The organism is Tissierella sp. P1, assembly GCF_002266425.1.
Taxonomy (GTDB): Bacteria; Bacillota; Clostridia; order Tissierellales; family Tissierellaceae; genus Tissierella; species Tissierella carlieri.
In genome coordinates, this window is sequence record NZ_NPMN01000008.1 from 100,014 (window position 1) to 115,404 (window position 15,391).

The following is a 15,391-nucleotide window of genomic DNA, read 5'->3' on the forward strand; positions in this document are numbered from 1 at the left end:
GCTCGTACAGGAATGATAAATAATAAAAGAAGTGGTCTCACACTTATTGAAGTTATTTTAGCAATGCTTATTTTATCTATACTCTTAATCACCTATATTACTGCATTTGGTCAAGGTTCTATTATTGTAAATAAGGGAAAGGATATTACAAAAGATACCTTTAGTTATCAGGAAATAATGGAAAACCTTATAATTGATGTCAAACGAAATTTCATAGAAAATGATGAAGCTGAAGATTATAAGATTGAGATATTTACAGATTATGGGGATTATAAGACAGCTGTAGATGTAAAAGAAATTAGAACAGACATAAGAGGCAATCGTCAGTATGTATCTTATGTAACTAACTATCAAATTAAAGAACCAGAATCACCTAAGATAGAGCCGTTTTCTGTAGGAGTTTACGATTCTGAGGGCAATAGAGTTTTTCCATGGTACGAGGATGATATTAGAATTAGAGCAAGTTATACGTTACAACCTACTCCATTAATATTTGAAAATCGTATAAGATGGTATCGATCAAAGGAAGGAATTTCTAATCCGGTTTTTTCAAGTGACTATGATATGGTTTTTGAGGATATGCAAAAAGAACCAAATGCTATAAATTACACAAAGGAATTAATAAAAAGCAATAATTTATTATCAAAAAGGTTTTATTATTTTGAAGCTAGACCATATACCTTAGCTGGACGATTGGAGCATTTTAGAAATGAAGACCGTATATTGATTTTAAACAGAGCTGGCAGTGAGGAATGGCAGGATTTTCTAGAAGACATTTATTTCAATAGGGAGGCTGTAAAAATATTTGATAGAAATAGCGAAGAAATATACTTAGACATTATGCAAAATCCAGAACATCCTACCCTTAATTTAGAATGGTCTGATAATAAAGATCCTCAAGGTGCATTGATAGCAATGAAGGTCCCAGATACTTATTCTAATACTAACTTTGAAACTAGAGTGAACTTCAGAATAGACCCTAAAGCATCAGCAGAAGGAAGTGACTTATTAGGAATAGGTATTGGCTTAATAAATATTAATAATAGTGGAATTATGGTGAATCTTGATATATTCAATAGCTTAATAAGCATTAACCAAATTGAAAATGGAGTGTATAAAAAAGTAATTCAAAAAAATAGTTTAACAGACAGTTTAGGATTTGAAAATTTTATAAATGAAAATACAAATAAATTTGATTGGGCTAAAGAATATACGTTGATTTTTCAATACTTAAAAAATAATAATAAAATAAAAATTAGACTAGAAGATAAAGAGGTTTCCAGTGATTTCATTGAAATAGATTTACAAGGATATAATATTTTTCCAAACTATATTGGGTTTAAGTCCTATTCCGGTATGGACTATAAGCCAAATACAAAATATGAAATAATAAATAAATATGATAGAAATTATTCATCTCATTTGTATGATGTAAGATTTAGTAAAATAAATCTTGATGATGAGTCTATTTTATTTATGTTTGGTGGAGGTTTGGATATTTCTGCTTCTAATATTATAGGGGAGAATAAAAGTATTTATTTCGATTCAAATCTCAATTTAGAAAATATAAAAAACAATGGACATATAAAAGTAAGTAACATATATGTAAAAGAAAACTTGGAATTTCCTAAAGGTTCACATGAGTTGGGATCTAGTGAAGAACCTGGAGAGATACATGTGAATGGAGATTTTATTGAGAGTGGCAATAGGAATATTTATGGTGATTTATTTATTGGTGGCAATTTCATTTCTAAGAGTTCATCGTCTTCAATATATGGTAATCTTCATGTGGGGAAAAATCTGACTTTATGGGATGGCAGTATGAATTTATATGGTGATATATTTGTTAATGGAAACTTTAAATTAAAAGATGCAAGAATTCATAGAAATGTTTACGTAAATGGCAATGTAGAATTAGGTTGGACACCTTGGTTGGGAAGTAATTCAAAAATTTACTATACAGGTACATTAACATATCCTAATAATTATAATCAAGATATTTTAAATAGACTAATAAAAGTAAATGGTGTAGAAGAACCGAAAAAACCCACTATCCCTGAACCTAAGTATCCTACATTAAAAGAAGATTCTTGGTATTTAAATAATGGATATGTATCAGGGGGGAAATTAAAAGACAATATTAAAATATATGCTAACTCTTATGTTCAAAGCAGTTGGACCCAAAGTGTAGAAGATATAATAATTGTAGCTAAAACAGGAGATATTAGAATAGAGAATTTTGGTGGAAGTACCATAAAAGGAATATTGTTTGCTCCAAATGGAAAGGTTTATCTAAATGGTGGAAGTTTTGAAGGTTTAATTATAGCAAAGAACGGAATAGATTATGTTCAAGGTGGAGGGAATATAACGATAAAAGATATTGATGAAATAATAAAAGATTCTAGCAATTATCCTTTTAAGTAATGATTTTAAATAATTATAAGTCTAGGACCAAAAAGGAGTATCATAATGCAAATAATAATTCTTATATATGGTTTAATAATAGGTTCATTTTTAAATGTATGTATATATAGGATACCAAAGGAGGAAAGCATTGTTTTTCCTTCCTCCCATTGTCCTAATTGTGGTACAAGCCTTAAATGGTGTGACTTGGTACCAGTATTTAGCTTTATAGTCCAAAGGGGGAAATGTAGATATTGCGGTGAAAAAATTTCCTTACAGTATCTTAGAATTGAACTATTAAATGCTATTATATATTTATTTATATATATACAATTTGGATTTACATTAAAGTTTTTTTTCTATACAGTTATTTTTTCTTTATTAATCGTGATTACTGCAATTGATTTAGAGCACATGATAATACCAGATATTCTTATTATATTTATTTTAGCTTTATCTATAATTTATAAAATCTTAACATTTTTATTATATAATAATTCTCTTGATTTATTAAATAGTATTGGAGGACTAGTTTTAAGTGGTCTGCTATTTATTTTAATTATTATATTATCTAAAGGTGGGATGGGAGAAGGAGATGTTACTTTAATAGCCTCACTAGGATTTATTTTAGGTATAAAAAAAATATTTCTTACAATTTTCTTATCATTTATATTTGGTGCAATTATATCAATATTTTTATTGATTATAAAAATTAAAGATAGGAAAGATCCCATACCCTTTGGCCCATTTATTATTCTAGGATTTTCAATAGTGGTTTTTTGGGGGGAACAATTGATAAGTTGGTATAAGAACATTTTTTTCATTTAATAAAATAAATACTATATTAATATTCTTATTAACATAAAAGGAGGCAATATAATTGAAATTACCATCAATTTCAAGAAAAGTCCTATCCATAGATTTTGGATCAAAAGAAATTAAATTAATAGAAGGTAGATATACAAAAAATAATGTCCAAATATTTAAAGCTATTACAATACCAGTAGAGTCTCATTTCTATAAAGATGGGGAAATTTTAGATAAAGATATATTAGTTACTCTGTTAAAAAATGCATTGAAGGAAAATAAAATTTCTACTGACTTAGCTTATGGGATTATAAATAGCTCCAGTATCATAACTAGAGAAATTACAATACCAAAGGTTTCTGAAAAGGAAATAGCATCTATAATAGAATATCAATTAAGTGATTTTCTTCCGATAAATCCTGAAAATTATGTAGTAGATTATCTTCTAATGGGAAATAAAATTGAAGGTGAAGTAGAAAAACTAAATATTCTTTTAATAGGTATACCTAAAGATATGGTTATAAGCCATCTAGAGTTAATAAAGCAATCTGGACTTGAACCACAAATTTTGGATTATCAAGGTAATACAATGGCTAAGCTATTAAAATTCAATGAATTAGTTAATGAATTCTATAATACTAGAGACTTGTCAATAGCTTCAATAGATATGGGATATAGTAGTTCAAAACTTACCATAATAAAAAATGGAATTATTGAAGTAACCAGAATAATAGACGTAGGAGCAGAAACTATATATGAAAATTTATCATCATTTTTTGATTATTCTTGGGAAGATATAGAAAATAAGGTTATAGAAATTGAAGATGTATCTATAGTTAAGGAAGAGTTTACGGATTATTATAGAATGCTTAATATTGTAAGAACGACGATAGCTGATCTAATGGAAAAAGTTGAGATGGTATTTAGATATTATTTAACTCGTGAAATTGGAAATATTATAAATTTTATTTTACTCCAAGGAAGTTTATCAAATATAAAAGGAATGGACAACCTATTTTCAAACTATTTTAATATACCTGCTGTTAAATTATCTAATTTAGATAGGGTAAAGTGGTCTGGAGATTTAAGTAAATTTTCTAATGCAATTGGTGGACTAATTCGTTCTGATGAGGTGTAGACATGAGAGATTTAAACTTTTTCCAAAATTATATAGAGAAAAACGAATTTAAAATAGATAAAAAAATTATATATTTTACAGTGATAACCTTTATCTTTTTATCTTTAATAGCTTATACAGTATATAATGAAATAATCATAAGACAAGAGAAAAGAATCGTGGTAAGCCTCAGAGAAACTGCTGAAGATCCTAAAACTTTGAAAAAGGTGGAAGAAATTAGAATTAAGGAAGTAGAGGTAAGTGAGTTTAAGGAATCTGTAGATAAAATTAAGTTGCTAGATAAAAATATTGAAGAAAGAGATATAGTAGATGAAGCTTTGTTAGATAAAATAAATGATAATATTCCCGAAGAATTATTTCTTACATCCCTAAGTATTCAAGGGGAAGAGATTCATATAGTTGGTATATCAAAAGATAAATGGGCTATTGCAGAATTTCAAAAGGGATTAGAATGTATAGATAATTATGATGAAATCTTTGTAGCAAATATATCAAAACAAGAAGATTATTATAATTTTAGTTTAAATATTACATTAAGGGGTGTGAGTGATGATACAGAGGATATGGAAGAAGGAAATTAAGATTAGAGAATTAACTAAAAATGAGAAATTTCTTTTAACCCTTTTAGGTATTATTATATTTATATGGGTAGGTTATAGGTTTATCATCACACCACAAGCTGAAAAAATGGAAAATTTAAATGAACAAAAGCTGAAATATCAGGGGAAAATAGATGAAATTAATGAAATACTTAGAAAGGAAAGTAGCATTAATAAAGAGTGGGATATATTACATAAAGAAAAAGAAGATATAGTATCTAGGTATTTCCCCAAATTAGATCAGGCACAGATAATATATCTGCTAAATAATCTTCTGGAGCAAGAGTCAGTATCTGTTGTAGATATGAACTTTAATAGACCAAGCTATGAAGATATAGGAGGTTTTCAGGTAAAGAATATGGACATATCTATACCATATAATGGCTCCTATGTTGGAGTTATAGATATTATAAAATCATTGAAAAGCAGCCCAAGAAAGATATTATTAGATAGTGTGTCTATGGATAGAAATGCTGATGGAAGGCTAAATGGAAATATGTCTCTAAAAATATATAGTTTAGAAGGTATCACTGATACTAATTCTGATGTTGTATATATAGATATTGCAAAGGAAGAAAGTAAAAATACTCCTTTTGCTTCTTTTAAGGAGTATAAGAATAACAGTGAAGATGGAGAAGAAGCTAGTGAAATAACGGAAACAAAGCCTTATATAGAGGAAATCTTATTAGATTTTGAAAATGAAAATAGTTATTTTCTACCTTCTCAAGAACTTGTGAAAGGTTCTGTTTCCCAGTCTACTAAAGCAAAATCAAAGAAATATTCCTTAAGGTTTGAATATAATATTGTGGCTATTGAAGAAGAAAATCGTGGATTTATAGATGTTTCTAAGAACAATATACTGCTAAAATATCCACCAAATACTATTGGGCTTTGGATTTATTCCTACGACTATTCCCCTGCTACTGTAGGTATTCTTTTCCGTGATCAGATGGGTGAGGAAACTTACGTTCCTCTTGCTGAAGGTATAGGATGGACTGGCTGGAAATATATTGAAACGATTCCTCCAGAGGATTTGAAAATTTATCCTCTTAAGCTGGAAAAATTATATGTAGAAATTCCTAAGGATAGAGATAATTATGGAGTACTTTTAATGGATAGGCTTGAAGCTATATATACTAGAAATATTGATGAAGATGGTAATGATATGAGTGCGGGGGATTATATATTCCATGTAGTAGAAAAGGGCGATAGTGTTGAGAGTATTAGTATTAAATATTATGGAAGTAATAAATATAAAAATGAGATATTAAAGCTTAATGAAATGAAAGCTAGCGATACACTTCCTATTGGTAAAGTTCTTGTACTAAAAAAGCGATAAGAAGGTGAAATGATGGGGAAATATAGATTAGTATTGATTGTATTGATGATTACAATGATTTTAAGCAGTATCTATGTACATGCAGATGAAATCAGCATTGATTATAAAAATGGTTATAATGATGGGATGCAAAAAGGAAAATCTGATGGAACTTCTACTGGAAATTATGATGCTCAAAACAAGACTAATACAATGAGGCAAACTCTAGAAAGTAATATTGATGATTATGAGAGGGAGCTAAATCTTAAGGGAAGATCTAAAGATTATATTGATGGTTTTAAAACGGGATATGAAACAGCTTTTAAAGAAGCATATTATGCCGCATATAGATTAGAAGATAAAGAAACCATACTTATTTATGGTGCAGAAGATTTTGGTACTATAATGGGAAGGATAGATGGCTATATTGCATATAATTCTGGAAATAAAAATAATTGGGAGAGATATGTCCCTAGCGATAGAAAATTAAGCGATATGTTTGAGTTAAATAAGGAATCTAGGGAATATAGAAATGGCTTTATAGAAGGCTTCAGAAGGTCATATAAACTATCTTTTGAAGCTGCATTTCAGGTGGCAAAATTAGGAGAAAAACATAATTCTTATGAACAAGGGTTAGAAGATGGAGATGAATATGCTAGAGATTTGGCTGAGTTAAATGGAAGGAAAGATTATTTACTAGGACTTAGCAATGATTACAGGAGAAATATACCTTCTGACAAAGAGATTATAGATATGTTCAATTTAAATAATGAATCTAATGAATATAAAGATGCGTTTTTGGCAGGATTTGAATTTGGAAAAGACGTTAAAACCACAGAAGGTAAAACGGATGGAGGATATATGCTTTACTATAATGAAGCATATAGAAGGGCAAATAAAGAAAGTATAGAGACACCTGATTTAAATGGTGAAGAAGGTGGAAGGACCATAGGGAAAATGAAGGGTGAATATGCAGCTATTATAGATATTACATTAGGCAAATCTAACTCATGGACTAGCCACAAGGTTGATGATAAAAATATTGTAGATGAATATGGCCTTCAATTTCAGTCTGAAAATTATAGAGATGCTTTTATAATCGGTTATTGGGATGAATTTATGAAGTCGTATAATGAAACCTATAAAAAACTTCAACAGGATAGCAATAGAGTTAAGACTCATACAGAAAAGATTTCAATAGATGGTAAGAATAATATTGGAATACCCGAAGATGATAAATTTTTAGTAGGTATTGAGGCTGGAACATATTACAATGATGTAATTGTAACCATAGATAGTATTCCTACATCCTATGTGAATCCTAACTCTTCAAGACATACTCAAGCTTCAGGGGTATATGGACTAAAGATCATGAACTTAGAAGGCACATTTGATAAGAATAAAAAAATTACTATTAAATTTAAATCTTATGGGAAGGATGTTAAATATGGTATATACAAGTACCATTATAATAAATGGATTTATATACATCTAAACAAGATGGAGACTATTTAGTTGCAGATATAAATTTAAATAACATAAGTTTGATGGGAAATATTTATGCTGTAAGAGTTGATAATGAGTTGCCAATTTTTCATGAATCTAGAGGACATTGGGCTAAAGATGAGATAAATACTTATGTTAAGAGAGAAATTATATATGGATATCCTGATAAATCTTTTAGACCGGATAAGGAGGTTTCAAGAGGAGAATTTGTAACTATGCTAAGTAGATTATATGATTGGTATCCTCCATATGATTCTACAAATGTGACTCAGTTTAAAGATTATAAGGAGTTTGGTTATGCAGAAAAAGCTATATCTTATGCAACTTATTACAAAATAGTAAATGGATATTCTGACAATACTTTTAGACCTCACAATCCAATTACCTATAAGGAGGTCGAGATTATAATGTCTAGGGTATTAAATGATAAGGGTATTAAATGGGATTATTTTGCTGATAGAATGCTTTATGAGAAAAAAATTCGTTCTAGTAGCAAAGATAGTATGAATAATAAAATAACTAGAGCAGAATTCACATTTCTGCTGCATCAATTAAATGAATGGCAATATTGATAATAAAAATTGTAATAGCGAATATGGCTATACTCTAGTTGAATTATTAGTTGTAATAGCACTATTTGCTATTGTTTTATCCATAGGAATACCTAGTACAAAAATTATCTTTAATACTCGTGAGAAAAAAGAATTAATGGAGTTTAAAAGAGATATAATCTTTGCTAGAAATAGTGCAGTGGTGGAGAATTGCAATTACATTTTATATGTTTATGTTGATAGGAATAGATATAAAATTGCTAAGGAAGATGGATTAATTGTTACTATTATAAAAGATATTAAATTTTGTAATGGAATAATTATCAAAGGAAATAATTTTAATAGTATTATGAAATTTTACCCAAATGGTACACCAAACAACGCAGGAAAGATTTTACTTACTAATAGTAAAAAAGAGAATATAGAAATAACCATAACACCAGCTACTGGTAAAGTTAATCTTTATATTAATAGTAAATGAAACGAGGCGTTATTATGATCAAAAAAGGATTTACTTTAGTTGAAACTATATTAGGGTTATTTTTATTAGGGTTGATAGCTGTTACTGTTTTACCTATAATTAACTCATCTTTCATTAGATTAAGAAACAACAAATTAAGAATGGAAATGATATATATTGGCGAAATGGCTGTAGAAAAAATTAAGGCTTTTGATAAAGATAAGGCTTCTTATGATTTTATATACGATACAGATATTGTAGAATTAATAGAGTTATTTAGGGCACATAATTCTGTTGAAGTTACTATACCTAAAAAAGAAAGTAATGAAAAATACTATCTAAAAATAGAAAAGAATCAAAAGTCAGACTTATTATGGATGATTTCTATTTTTGTATATCATAATATAGAGGGGAGTAGTGTTGGAGATGTGGAGTACAATACATATCTACCACAAAAATAGAGGATTCACTTTAATAGAAATAATTTTATCATTGGCTATTTGTTCATTAATTATTATACCTATTTTTAGTATTTTAGATCTTTCTATAGAAGCTTGCACCATAGGAGACGAAAAAGACCAGTTAATGATGAATGGCAGATATGCAATTGAATATATAAAAGGAGATATTAGGGCTGCAGATAAGATTATTTCTTCTGATAAGATTAAAGATCTAAAAAAGAAATTTCCTACTAATATTGGATTTATTATTATGATAATTGAAGAAGAGAAGTCTAAAAATATATACAGATATATTACATACCATAGGAAGAACGATAAGCTTGTCAGGATGGCATGTAGTAGAGTAGATGATAAATACCCGCTATATATACATTTTGATGGAAATAATGATCTTTGCGAATTTGTAGATAATATTGAAGATACAAAATTTGATGTTGAGAATTCTATAATTTATTTAGACTTAAAATTCAAACATAATTATGAGAAATTAGATTTAAAATCTGATATCTATATTAGATGTCCTATAGATTATTAATGGTTTGGAGGACTTATGAAAGCTAGAGAAGGATTTATTTCTATAATATGTTTAATTGTTATGCCTGTATTGATGATTATGATACTGTATCTTGAACATACTACTAGATTAGGGCGTTTAATATTGAGATCAACTGAAAATAATATTCAATCCTATTACTCAGCTGAAGGAAAAATTTATATGACACTCCATGAAGATAAATATTATTCTGACCAATTGTATCCAGCTTTAGTAGAATATTTTAGAGCCCTACCTTTTTCGAAGCAACCGAAAGATATAACAATAAATAGGGAAGATTTAAAGTTAGGAGATGAATTAGATAAAGTTAGAGTAATTTTAGTAGATAAAGATAATAAAAAAGAATTGCAACTTGTTGCAAAAAGTAATTTTAATGGATTAATAACTACAGTAACATCCTATATAGAACTGATTAATGAGATTTTTGAAGCAGAGAATCCGATTCTTGATGTAAGTTCTATAGAGAACAGATATAAAGAGGATTTAATAGATTTACTATTAAAGATATCAAAAGATATTAATATAAATAACTGTAATAAGCCAGAGAATATCTATGGCATGGAATCTTCGAACTTTAACCATATTATTTTGGATAAAAAAGATAATACTTATTTTGAGATAATCTCATTTAGAGAATCGATGACTTTGCCTTATATAGAAACATTCAATAATAAAGAGGTGTTTATTATTATAAGAGAATTTGGAGAAAATCCTGTCAATTTCTATATAGGCAACTTCAATACACCAAAGGAAACTATAAAGCTTTCTGGGCTAATATATATCGAAGGCAATATAACCATATCTAAGGATTTTGAATTTACTGGTATAATAATAGCTAGAAATGGAGAAATAAAAATTGATGAAAATATAAGAACCAATATCAAGGGAATAATGATTACTAATAACATAATTAATAATGATTTCATTGAAAGAGACGATATTATATATAGTAGACATTCTGTCTATAAATATGGAACGTATTTACCTGGATTTATTGAGCCAAAGCTATATTTAATAAAAAGCGACTAATATGAGGGGGATTATTATGGAACTATATAATTTAATGGAGAATGAGGTTTTAAATGCTATTGACAGCATACAAAAAGAAGTAGAAATTAAATGTCAATGTGAAAAATGTAGATTAGATATAGCGGCTATTGCGTTAAATAATTTAAATCCTAAATATGTTGTAACTGAGAAAGGTTATTTATATGCTAAAGTTAATAATATGAACTATCAATTTAACACCGATGTAATAACTGCTGTAACAAAGGCTATAAAAATGGTATCTGAAAACCCTAAACATGATTAATAGGTGTTAGATATGAAAAATATTGTTTTAATAGGAATGAGTGGAGTAGGAAAAACAACTATTGGTAAGACATTATCTAAAGTTTTAGATAGAAGATTTGTAGATACTGATGAGCTTATTGAAAGGAAAATGGAAACAGATATAGAGAAAATTTTTTCCTTATATGGAGAACTCTACTTTAGGAAACTAGAGAATCAAATTATTGATGAATTATATCAAGAAGAAAATCTAATAATATCTACAGGTGGAGGTATAGTATTAAATGATAATAATATAGTTAGTCTTAAAAAAAATGGAGTATTAATATTGTTGGAATCTTCAATAGAAAATATAGTAAATAACATTAAGAAATCTAAAACTGTTAGACCGCTGTTAAATGATGAAAGAGACCTATATATAAAGACAAAAATCATGTGTGATAGTAGAAAAGAATTATATTTATCTGCTGCTGATTTTATAGTTTGTGTAGATGGCAAGTCAATCGATGAAATTATCTATGAAATTTTGAGAAAATGTGTTAAAATTAACTCTTGAGGTAAATAATAGAGACTGATATAATAAAATGGAAAGTAGAGGATATATGATTATGAGAATACTTATTATTCATGGTCCAAACCTAAACCTTTTAGACAAAAGAGATCGTTCTATCTATGGTGAAGAGTCTCTAGAACAAATTAATAGACTTATTGAAAATAAAGCTATAGAGTTAGGTATGGAAGTTGAAATCTTTCAATCTAATCATGAAGGTCAGATTGTGGACAAAATTCAGGATATTATGAAATCTGGGTATACGGGGCTAATTATTAATCCTGCAGGATTTACGCATTATAGTATAGTTATAAGAGATGCTATAGAAATACTAGAAATACCTGTAATAGAGGTTCACTTATCTAATATTTATGGAAGAGAAGATTTTAGAAAAGAGTCTGTTATAGCTCCTGTTTGTACAGGACAAATATCAGGTTTAGGATCTATCAGCTATTTAGTAGCTATGGATGCCTTAAAATTATTGAATAAGTAGAATATAGGAGGGTAAAGATATGATATCAGCAAGTGATTTTAGAAAAGGCATAACATTTGAAATGGATGGAGATGTATATCAGATAATTGATTTCCAACATGTTAAGCCTGGAAAGGGAGCAGCATTTGTTAGAACAAAAATAAAGTCCGTAATGTCTGGGGGAACTAAAGAAGTTACTTTTAACCCAACAGAAAGATTTCCAAAGGCACAGATCGAAACTAAGGAAATGCAGTACTTATATAATGATGGTGAATTATTTTATTTCATGGATACTGAAACCTATGAGCAGTTACCTTTAGAGAAGGATGCAGTGGAAGAAGCTATGGTATATTTAAAAGAAAATGATAATGCTACTATTAGGTTTTATCATGGTAAGGCTTTTGAAGTAAATGCACCAAACTTTGTTGAATTAGAGGTTACTGAAACTGAGCCAGGCGTAAAGGGTGATACTGCTTCAGGTGCTAATAAACCAGCTACTGTAGAGACAGGTGCTGTTATAACAGTTCCTTTATTTGTAAATATAGGGGATAAAATAAAGATAGATACAAGAACTGGTGAGTATTTATCCAGAGTTTAGGTAATAATGTTTTTTAGAATACAAAATATTAGGAGGGATAAGAATGGAATATTTAATGCAAAAAGTATCTTATTTAAAAGGATTAGCTGACGGCTTGGGAGTTGATGAGAGCTCAAAAGAGGGTAAATTATTACTTCAAATAGTAGATGTACTAGAAGAATTTGCTGATGTATTAGATGAAACTATTGAAAATCAAGAGGAATTAGAGGAATATGTAAACTTCATCGATGAAGATCTAGCAGATGTAGAAGATGAAATTTATGGAACAGATGATGAAGATTATGATTATGATGAAGACTTTGATTTTGATGATTTTGATGATTACTGTGATGACGAAGACTGTTGTTGTCATTTTGATGGGGAAGATGAATAATAAATTAATAAAAAAAGTTCTAAGGTTATTTAACCTTAGAACTTTTTTTAATTAATGATTAATAGAGAAAGCTGCTTGTACAATTGTAAGTTAATAATTTAAAAATAAAAGCCTTGGCTTTTATTTTTTTGGAATATATAAATTGTAATTTCATAGAATTGATATAAGGGAGGGACAGGTTGTGTTAAAAAATTCTAGGATATATGACTATGTGGTTAAAAATCTATGTGAGGAATTAAATACAATATTAACTCGAATTCCTTCTAATTATAAGGAAAAAGCAGAGGAAATAAGGCTCCGAAATGGGGGGCCATTAACAATTTCATATGGAGCCAGGGATTATTTCATATCTGCAAATGGCAATATTAGCTGTGATCCATCTAGAGCAGTAATTATTAGAGAAGAGCATATTAAGAATACATTTCAGCTAATTAGTAATTATTCTGTATATGCTTATGAAGAGGAAATTAAGAATGGATATATAACTATAAAAGGCGGTCATAGAGTAGGAATCGGTGGCAAGGTTATATATGGCTCTAATGGAGTTGAAACTATAAAGAATATTTCTTCATTAAATATAAGAATAGGGAGAGAAGTTCTGGGGGTTTCTGATAATATGATTTCCTACTTAGTTAAAAAACCCAGAATATTTTACAATACCCTAATTATATCGCCGCCTCAATGCGGAAAAACAACATTGCTACGAGATATAGTTAGAAACTTAAGCAATGGATTTGGAGCGTTAGACTCTCAGGGATTTAAGATCAGTGTAGTTGATGAAAGATCAGAAATAGCTGGAATGTATAAGGGAATGGCCCAGAATGATATAGGAATCAGGACAGATATTTTAGACGGATGCTTAAAGTCTGATGGTATTATGATGGCGATTAGATCTTTATCACCAGATATAATAGCTGTAGATGAAATAGGTAATAAAAGGGATGTAGAGGCAATTAATGAAGCACTGAGGCAGGTATAAAGTTTATAGCTACAATTCATGGAAGTAGCTTAGAAGAGGTAATGAATAAATCTAGTATGAAGGAGTTATTTGAAGAAAATATATTTGAAAGATTTCTTATACTTGACAGATCAAAAGGAGTCGGAACAATAAAGGAAATAATAGATGGTTTTAGTTTTAAACCTATTTACAGTGGAAAGAGTGATTAAAATGATTTTATTAAAGTTAATGTCTTCACTATTGATTTTCCTAACTTCTAGTACTATAGGATATCTTTATGGAAAGACTTTTTCATCAAGATTAGAAAATCTAATATATTTTGAGCAGTGCATTAAGATGTTGGAAACAGAAATAGTATATGGAGCGACACCACTGCCAGAGGCCTTATCCAATGTATCTAAAAAAGGAAAAAGTAAGGTTTCTTATATATTTGAAGAGATAAAAAGTGATTTACTACTGAATAAGAGGGAGGGTGTATATTACAGTTTTTTATCAGTTGAGGACAAATTGTATGAAGATTTTCATTTAATAAAAGAAGATGTAGAAATATTCTTAGCTTTAGGTAGAGTTTTGGGAACGTCCGATAGAACTGATCAGCAGAAAAATTTTATACTGATTTTAAATCAGATAGCTGCTCAAATTTTAGAGGCAAGAATTGAAAGAAATAAGAATGAGAAATTATATAGAAGTCTAGGAGTCATAACTGGAGCAGGAATAATAATTTTACTGATATAGGGAGGAAAAGGGTATGGAAATAGATCTAATTTTCAAGATTGCGGGACTTGGAGTAGTTATAGCTGTCTTAAATATGATATTGGATAAGTCAGGAAAGGAAGAATATGCTTTTTTCACTACTTTATTGGGGGTAGTCATTGTCTTAGGTATTGTAATAAATCTAATTAGCAAGCTCTTTGATAATGTAAAAGTATTATTCAGATTGTAATACTATTATAAGGAGAATATGAGATGGAAATCATTAAAATAGTAGGTATTGGAATCGTGGCTACAGTATTTATCATTATTTTAAAAAGTACAAGACCAGAATTTGCTTTATATATAAGCATATTAACTGGTGTAGTTATTTTCACCATGATTTTAGGAGAATTATCCTATGTAATACAGACTTTGAATACTTTAGCTAGAAGAGTAAATATAGAATTTGCATATTTTTCTACAATTCTCAAGATAATTGGAATGGCTTATATAGTTGAATTTGGAGCACAGATATCACGAGATGCTGGAGAAGATAGTATTGCTATGAAAATTGAACTAGGTGGAAAAGTTATAATTATGGTTCTTGCAATTCCTATCCTTTTAGCTCTTATGGAGTTAATTATAAAAATACTTCCGTGAA

The 15,391-nt window shown here is 28.8% G+C and carries 19 protein-coding genes and 1 pseudogene; all 20 read left to right on the forward strand.

Translation table 11 applies throughout. The annotated features are described in order from the left end of the window. The first annotated feature begins 12 nt into the window (after positions 1-12). Complete coding sequence (locus CIW83_RS07625; protein WP_094900250.1) at positions 13-2,424, forward strand: prepilin-type N-terminal cleavage/methylation domain-containing protein; 2,412 nt, start codon at positions 13-15, stop codon at positions 2,422-2,424. 45 nt (positions 2,425-2,469) lie between these two features. Beyond that, positions 2,470-3,231 (forward strand): A24 family peptidase, encoded by a 762-nt coding sequence (locus tag CIW83_RS07630; protein WP_094900251.1) that lies wholly within the window; start codon positions 2,470-2,472, stop codon positions 3,229-3,231. A 52-nt stretch (positions 3,232-3,283) separates the two neighbouring features. Further along, positions 3,284-4,348, forward strand: coding sequence for a pilus assembly protein PilM (gene pilM, locus CIW83_RS07635; protein ID WP_094900252.1), 1,065 nt, complete (start codon positions 3,284-3,286; stop codon positions 4,346-4,348). A 2-nt stretch (positions 4,349-4,350) separates the two neighbouring features. Beyond that, entirely contained in the window at positions 4,351-4,929 is a 579-nt protein-coding gene (locus CIW83_RS07640; protein WP_094900253.1) for a PilN domain-containing protein, read from the forward strand. Continuing rightward, complete coding sequence (locus tag CIW83_RS07645; RefSeq protein WP_094900254.1) at positions 4,898-6,286, forward strand: LysM domain-containing protein; 1,389 nt, start codon at positions 4,898-4,900, stop codon at positions 6,284-6,286. Before CIW83_RS07640 ends, CIW83_RS07645 begins: the two co-directional genes overlap by 32 nt. Before the next feature lie 12 nt (positions 6,287-6,298). Further along, positions 6,299-7,780: an S-layer homology domain-containing protein gene (locus tag CIW83_RS07650; protein WP_201259727.1), complete on the forward strand. Its 1,482-nt coding sequence runs from the start codon at positions 6,299-6,301 to the stop codon at positions 7,778-7,780. Beyond that, positions 7,741-8,343 (forward strand): S-layer homology domain-containing protein, encoded by a 603-nt coding sequence (locus tag CIW83_RS22755; protein WP_201259728.1) that lies wholly within the window; start codon positions 7,741-7,743, stop codon positions 8,341-8,343. The genes CIW83_RS07650 and CIW83_RS22755 overlap by 40 nt, the downstream gene beginning before the upstream one ends. Further along, positions 8,327-8,803, forward strand: a complete 477-nt coding sequence (locus tag CIW83_RS07655) for a prepilin-type N-terminal cleavage/methylation domain-containing protein (protein WP_094900255.1) — start codon at positions 8,327-8,329, stop codon at positions 8,801-8,803. Before CIW83_RS22755 ends, CIW83_RS07655 begins: the two co-directional genes overlap by 17 nt. 14 nt (positions 8,804-8,817) lie before the next feature. Further along, entirely contained in the window at positions 8,818-9,243 is a 426-nt protein-coding gene (locus tag CIW83_RS07660) for a prepilin-type N-terminal cleavage/methylation domain-containing protein (protein WP_094900256.1), read from the forward strand. After that, the gene (locus CIW83_RS07665; RefSeq protein ID WP_094900257.1) at positions 9,209-9,778 is read left to right on the forward strand and encodes a PilW family protein; all 570 of its coding nucleotides are present in this window, start codon (positions 9,209-9,211) and stop codon (positions 9,776-9,778) included. Before CIW83_RS07660 ends, CIW83_RS07665 begins: the two co-directional genes overlap by 35 nt. Positions 9,779-9,793: 15 nt before the next feature. Further along, complete coding sequence (locus CIW83_RS07670) at positions 9,794-10,825, forward strand: hypothetical protein (RefSeq protein ID WP_094900258.1); 1,032 nt, start codon at positions 9,794-9,796, stop codon at positions 10,823-10,825. Between the two features lie 16 nt (positions 10,826-10,841). After that, complete coding sequence (locus CIW83_RS07675; protein WP_094900259.1) at positions 10,842-11,108, forward strand: late competence development ComFB family protein; 267 nt, start codon at positions 10,842-10,844, stop codon at positions 11,106-11,108. A gap of 12 nt (positions 11,109-11,120) precedes the next feature. Continuing rightward, complete coding sequence (locus CIW83_RS07680) at positions 11,121-11,642, forward strand: shikimate kinase (RefSeq protein WP_094900260.1); 522 nt, start codon at positions 11,121-11,123, stop codon at positions 11,640-11,642. A 52-nt stretch (positions 11,643-11,694) separates the two neighbouring features. Next, a complete protein-coding gene (gene aroQ, locus CIW83_RS07685) occupies positions 11,695-12,129 on the forward strand; it encodes a type II 3-dehydroquinate dehydratase (protein WP_201259729.1) in 435 nt (144 codons plus the stop codon). Positions 12,130-12,148: 19 nt separating this feature from the next. Further along, the gene (gene efp / locus CIW83_RS07690; RefSeq protein ID WP_094900261.1) at positions 12,149-12,706 is read left to right on the forward strand and encodes an elongation factor P; all 558 of its coding nucleotides are present in this window, start codon (positions 12,149-12,151) and stop codon (positions 12,704-12,706) included. A 43-nt stretch (positions 12,707-12,749) separates the two neighbouring features. Beyond that, positions 12,750-13,079 (forward strand): CD1247 N-terminal domain-containing protein, encoded by a 330-nt coding sequence (locus CIW83_RS07695; protein WP_094900262.1) that lies wholly within the window; start codon positions 12,750-12,752, stop codon positions 13,077-13,079. A 211-nt stretch (positions 13,080-13,290) separates the two neighbouring features. Beyond that, positions 13,291-14,246 (forward strand): annotated as a pseudogene (gene spoIIIAA, locus CIW83_RS07700) (stage III sporulation protein AA). Position 14,247: 1 nt separating this feature from the next. Further along, positions 14,248-14,772, forward strand: a complete 525-nt coding sequence (spoIIIAB, locus tag CIW83_RS07705) for a stage III sporulation protein SpoIIIAB (RefSeq protein ID WP_094900264.1) — start codon at positions 14,248-14,250, stop codon at positions 14,770-14,772. 13 nt (positions 14,773-14,785) lie between these two features. Beyond that, on the forward strand, positions 14,786-14,980 hold the full coding sequence (spoIIIAC, locus tag CIW83_RS07710) for a stage III sporulation protein AC (RefSeq protein ID WP_094900265.1): 195 nt from the start codon (positions 14,786-14,788) through the stop codon (positions 14,978-14,980). Between the two features lie 23 nt (positions 14,981-15,003). Next, positions 15,004-15,390, forward strand: a complete 387-nt coding sequence (spoIIIAD, locus tag CIW83_RS07715; RefSeq protein WP_094900266.1) for a stage III sporulation protein AD — start codon at positions 15,004-15,006, stop codon at positions 15,388-15,390. The last annotated feature ends 1 nt before the right edge of the window (position 15,391 follow it).

Bases quoted from the DNA above. Each gene is read 5' to 3' on its own strand.
- CIW83_RS07625 (WP_094900250.1), top strand. From the start codon at position 13: ATGATAAATAATAAAAGAAGTGGTCTCACACTTATTGAAGTTATTTTA.
- CIW83_RS07630 (WP_094900251.1), top strand. From the start codon at position 2,470: ATGCAAATAATAATTCTTATATATGGTTTAATAATAGGTTCATTTTTA.
- CIW83_RS07640 (WP_094900253.1), top strand. From the start codon at position 4,351: ATGAGAGATTTAAACTTTTTCCAAAATTATATAGAGAAAAACGAATTT.
- CIW83_RS07645 (WP_094900254.1), top strand. From the start codon at position 4,898: ATGATACAGAGGATATGGAAGAAGGAAATTAAGATTAGAGAATTAACT.
- CIW83_RS07650 (WP_201259727.1), top strand. From the start codon at position 6,299: ATGGGGAAATATAGATTAGTATTGATTGTATTGATGATTACAATGATT.
- CIW83_RS22755 (WP_201259728.1), top strand. From the start codon at position 7,741: ATGGATTTATATACATCTAAACAAGATGGAGACTATTTAGTTGCAGAT.
- CIW83_RS07655 (WP_094900255.1), top strand. From the start codon at position 8,327: ATGAATGGCAATATTGATAATAAAAATTGTAATAGCGAATATGGCTAT.
- CIW83_RS07660 (WP_094900256.1), top strand. From the start codon at position 8,818: ATGATCAAAAAAGGATTTACTTTAGTTGAAACTATATTAGGGTTATTT.
- CIW83_RS07665 (WP_094900257.1), top strand. From the start codon at position 9,209: ATGTGGAGTACAATACATATCTACCACAAAAATAGAGGATTCACTTTA.
- CIW83_RS07670 (WP_094900258.1), top strand. From the start codon at position 9,794: ATGAAAGCTAGAGAAGGATTTATTTCTATAATATGTTTAATTGTTATG.
- CIW83_RS07675 (WP_094900259.1), top strand. From the start codon at position 10,842: ATGGAACTATATAATTTAATGGAGAATGAGGTTTTAAATGCTATTGAC.
- CIW83_RS07680 (WP_094900260.1), top strand. From the start codon at position 11,121: ATGAAAAATATTGTTTTAATAGGAATGAGTGGAGTAGGAAAAACAACT.
- aroQ (WP_201259729.1), top strand. From the start codon at position 11,695: ATGAGAATACTTATTATTCATGGTCCAAACCTAAACCTTTTAGACAAA.
- efp (WP_094900261.1), top strand. From the start codon at position 12,149: ATGATATCAGCAAGTGATTTTAGAAAAGGCATAACATTTGAAATGGAT.
- CIW83_RS07695 (WP_094900262.1), top strand. From the start codon at position 12,750: ATGGAATATTTAATGCAAAAAGTATCTTATTTAAAAGGATTAGCTGAC.
- spoIIIAB (WP_094900264.1), top strand. From the start codon at position 14,248: ATGATTTTATTAAAGTTAATGTCTTCACTATTGATTTTCCTAACTTCT.
- spoIIIAC (WP_094900265.1), top strand. From the start codon at position 14,786: ATGGAAATAGATCTAATTTTCAAGATTGCGGGACTTGGAGTAGTTATA.
- spoIIIAD (WP_094900266.1), top strand. From the start codon at position 15,004: ATGGAAATCATTAAAATAGTAGGTATTGGAATCGTGGCTACAGTATTT.